General features: G+C 38.3%; 5 protein-coding genes. All 5 read right to left on the bottom strand.

Annotated elements, in window-relative coordinates; translation table 11 throughout:
* Nucleotides 1-632: 632 nt before the first annotated feature.
* Complete coding sequence (locus HMPREF0373_RS14705; protein WP_021740582.1) at nt 633-872, bottom strand: helix-turn-helix domain-containing protein; 240 nt, start codon at nt 870-872, stop codon at nt 633-635.
* A gap of 1 nt (nt 873) precedes the next feature.
* Nucleotides 874-1,110 (bottom strand): helix-turn-helix domain-containing protein, encoded by a 237-nt coding sequence (locus tag HMPREF0373_RS14700; RefSeq protein WP_158552122.1) that lies wholly within the window; start codon nt 1,108-1,110, stop codon nt 874-876.
* A 319-nt stretch (nt 1,111-1,429) separates the two neighbouring features.
* Nucleotides 1,430-1,567 carry a hypothetical protein gene (locus tag HMPREF0373_RS16850; RefSeq protein ID WP_021740579.1) on the bottom strand — a complete coding sequence of 46 codons (138 nt, stop codon included), beginning with the start codon at nt 1,565-1,567 and terminating at the stop codon, nt 1,430-1,432.
* Between the two features lie 153 nt (nt 1,568-1,720).
* Nucleotides 1,721-2,401, bottom strand: coding sequence for a hypothetical protein (locus tag HMPREF0373_RS14695; protein WP_021740578.1), 681 nt, complete (start codon nt 2,399-2,401; stop codon nt 1,721-1,723).
* Between the two features lie 252 nt (nt 2,402-2,653).
* A partial coding sequence (locus HMPREF0373_RS14690; RefSeq protein ID WP_409337773.1) for a mannitol dehydrogenase family protein occupies nt 2,654-4,310 on the bottom strand: 1,657 nt, incomplete at its 5' end.

Below are 4,310 nucleotides of genomic sequence, written 5' to 3'. Positions count from 1 at the left end.
CTGGCTTTTGACATAAGTTGATATAATTATGTATTTTTAGTAACGAAAAAGAGTACCCACATCTTTGTAAGTACCCTCTCAATATAGATTCTGCTTATTTACTTTGTGTATTAATCACTGAATGTTTAGTTCACCGATCAGTTTTCTCCCAATTACGTGTGTATTATATACAAAAATTGAGGGCTTGTCAAAACGAACCAAGCCCTCAAAAAGTCAGTATTTATGCGGTTTTCTTAGAACTTACCAGCCTTAGCAGCTTCCTCTACGGAAACTGCTACTGTAGCACCAACCATTGGGTTATTACCCACGAAATTCTTCCGTTTAATAATATATTTCACTATGTCATGTAATGTTCAGTAATGATTTCAAATTAGCCTATTACACGCTATTACTTAAATATTATTATGCTTACCAATATTATTTTTTGAAATATGTTATTTTCTACAATGTTGTCCTGTCGTTGACTTTGCCTGATTCTGACATTATCACACTACACATAACATCAAGTGTCTAACACGTTTTTATTATATCATCACCATCTTTTTTTACAATACTAACGCTTATGAAATATACTAATAAAACAAGGTCAGTCTTTCCACACCATGATGATTCCAAGACTGACCTTAATTTAACTAATTCATATTCTGTTGCAATTCTTTTATGTTGTCCAAATCAGACAAATCCATTCCTTCATATCTCTCAACAAAATCTATCAATGTTGATTTACGAACCTTTAGACTACCTAACCGAAGTGCAGGTAATAGTTTTCTGTTAATCAGCTCATATACCAGATGCACATTCACCCCTAATACCGCTGCCGTCTCACGCACATTGTACAAAAGCTTTTCGTCTTTTAAATCCTTTTTATCCATTTTACACCATCCCTCCTAAATATGTTCCTAAAATCGTATTTGCATCAGTTTTGTAAAAATTAATAAATCTAAAAAGCATCTGAATACTCATTCCCTTTGAGCCTTCCTCAATTCGTGCATAATGACATAAACTCATATCCATTTCCTCAGCCGCCTTCATCTGTGTCATTTTTCTTTTTTCACGTAAATCTCTTATATTATTTCCAATCACATATGGATCAAATTTAGTTCTGCTCACTTCTGCCACCTCCATCAATTAACATCCATACTCCTCTGCATGTGATATTTTTCTCTTACTCATAATAAATTATCTCCTTTACGATTTCGTATTGGAGAGTTCCGGCGCCTTCACTCTCGTGACGTGCTCTCTCAAGCACATGTTTATTGTATATTGTCATGGATGAATTGCCGACCGTGTTTACGCGACAATTTTGTCGTGTTAACACGACATTTGCATCTGCTTCTAATATACTTAAATATTTTTTACAGATAGGACTTCCGTTCGAAGCCCAAAAAAGAATCCATGCCTTTCCCGCATGAATTCATTTTATCGTTCCTTACGCATCCTTATATTCTATTTTTAATGGTGTATGTGTCTCAACTATCTTTGCAAAATCAATTTCCGGATTAAACATTGTATAATGGTGTTCTTTAAACTGTAATACATAATTTGGCTGTCCCATAGATTCTGCCATATGGTATAATCCTCCCCTTTTTACTTTATCATAAAATATCTGTCATATATAAAGTCTGCTATAATTAATCCAATTATATCGTTCATATCCATTCTTTACGTCCTCAAAAGTCACTTCCCCTTGTAACGGAATATATGCTTTTTGGATTAATTGTTAGGCAATTTGTTCACTATAAATTTCATGCATTTGCATATCCATCGATCGTCCTTCTATTTCTATAGAACCTATAGATACATCTCTACCATGCGCTAAATCGTCAATTGTTCCAACTGCTGTATCTGCCGCATTTTCAAGTGCACTCTTAGCTAATGGATTTTTCATGATTGACGATGCAGATGAACTTGCAAGTGAACCTTTTGCTGCTCCAACACCACCTGATACGGCTCCACCTGCTACTACTTTCTTTACGACATTCCAATCTACTTTTCCAAAAGCTGAAGAAATTCTATTTGTCGTAGTACACATTTCTCTTTTAATTGTCTGGCGAATTTCTTTTGTTTTTTCTGATGCATAGGATTTGAAAGAGCTATATACTTTCTTAGCACCATTTCCGATGTAACTAAGACCGCCTTTTACTCCACCTTTGCTTACAGCTCTTATAAAATTCGATCCACTGGATACAATCTTCTGAGAAGCCTGTTTTGCTTTTTGTTTTACGGTATTTTTAGCTTTCTGTATTACCTGTTTTGGATGGGATACTGCATTTTTCACCCATTTAGCTGCCGCTTTTACGCCTTTTGCAACCGTTTTAACAACTTTTTTCGCTGTATCTACGACTGTTTTTACAACCTTTTTTGCTGCTTTCTTAGCTGCACCCTTGATCCTGCTCCACAAGGAATGTCCTGTCGGATCACTGTAATTCAACGGATTATTGGTTGTATAATCGTAGCGGTTTCTGGTTAATGGATTTTCTGTCGTTCCAAGGTCACTATCTTCAGTTGTAAAGGTTCTGTCATTTTCTTTTTCCTCCTGAACCTCTACTTCTATTACATTTTATATTCAAAAGTTTCTCAATCACTTCGAGTCCTCGGCATACTTACATAATTTTGTAGGACGCCGATTTTTTCATTATCACTATACCTGCAATCAGCCAACATATTTATGTATTGTTGCTCTTACAGCCCCAGGTCCTGCGAGCATTTCGCGGAACATTTCTTCAATCTTTTCACCAACTCCATCTTTGTAAAGGTCAGTGAAGAACAGACGCTCATTGGAAAGGATGGGTTTGAGCTGATCTTTGAATGTCTCCGTTTTTCCTACTACGATATCCTTAAACTGTTCCTGAAGTTCCTCGTTCATTGGGTCTGGTGCAAGTTCAAATTTATTTCCTTCATCATCCACACCAAGCATATATCTAAGCCATCCTGCGATTCCCAAAGGAATAGCTGTCAGTCTGGAGGCGTCTCCGAATTTCGCTACATATGCTTTAATTGTCTCACCGAATCGGATACCAACCATCTGAGATACATCTACGGCCAGACGAAGGTTTGTATCTCCCAAATACTCATTCGGGAAACGCTCATTAAAGAGTTCATCCACAAATGCCTGCGGAGAAAGGATTCCCGGGTTTGCGACTACCGGAAGACCTTCATCATAAGCAATCATACGCGCCATCTTCATCATATCTTCGTTTGTGTTCAGCATATGCGCAAACAGATCATATCCAAGAACCACACCCAGCGGACCTGTTGCAGAATGTACAGGGTTCAGACATACTGTTACTTTCATACGCTCAGAAAGGTTAACCGTATTTCTGTCAGCCATATATACACCGAAACCTTTCTCCAGAGCCGGACGGCCGTTTGGGAAGTTATCTTCAATTACGAGATACTGCGGTTTCTCTGCATTAACAAATGGTGCAATATATGTTTTCTTACTTGTGATAACCGGCTGCATATTCTCAATGCCAAGATTCTCAAGGTCCGCTGCGATCTGCTCGCTTGGACGAGGTGTGATCTTATCGATCATCGTCCATGGGAACGCAACAATTTTCTCATCACTTACATAATTTACGAATCCTTCATCTACGAATCCGACTTTCTTCCACTCTTCTGTCATAGTCAGTACAGATTCACGAAGTTTCGCACCATTCTGTGAGCAGTTATCCATGGAAACCAGAGCAATTGGATATCTGCCTGCTTTATATCTTTCATAAAGCATCGCAACCAGAACTGCCATTGCACCTGTTGCTTTATCCGGACCATTTTTGATATCAGCTTCTACAAACGGAAACCATGTCCCGTCAGCTTTCTGTAATGCGTAACCTTTCTCTGTGATTGTAAAGGAAACCATCTGCAGGGATTTGCTGGTAAAGATTTCTTTCAGCCGATTCCAGTGTGCCGGGTCTGAAGACTGTGCTTTTACTGCTTCTGCAAGAGCTCCTATTACTTTGTATTCACGTGTTCCATCACCATGCAGGATTACGCTTAATCCCAGGTTGTCATATGGATCATAAATCTTGTCTACTACATCATAATCAAAAGTCTCTATACATGTAATGCCACGGTTAAGCACGCCCTCTTCCAGAAGGCCGTCAGCAATACCACCGATAAATACACGGAAAATATTTCCGATTCCGAAATGTACCCAACCAGGTTCTTTCTTCGCTTTCTCAGAAACAGCCTCTACGTCATAACCTGGCAGAGTGATTCCGGCCTTTTCCCATGCTTCCTGTTCTTTGATTCCATTCAGTGATAATTTCATGATATATCCTTGTATGATAATTAGGAAGTTAATTATCACA

The sequence above is a fragment of the Eubacterium ramulus ATCC 29099 genome (assembly GCF_000469345.1).
Taxonomy (GTDB): domain Bacteria; phylum Bacillota; class Clostridia; order Lachnospirales; family Lachnospiraceae; genus Eubacterium_I; species Eubacterium_I ramulus.
This window is presented reverse-complemented; position numbering and strand designations above follow the sequence as displayed.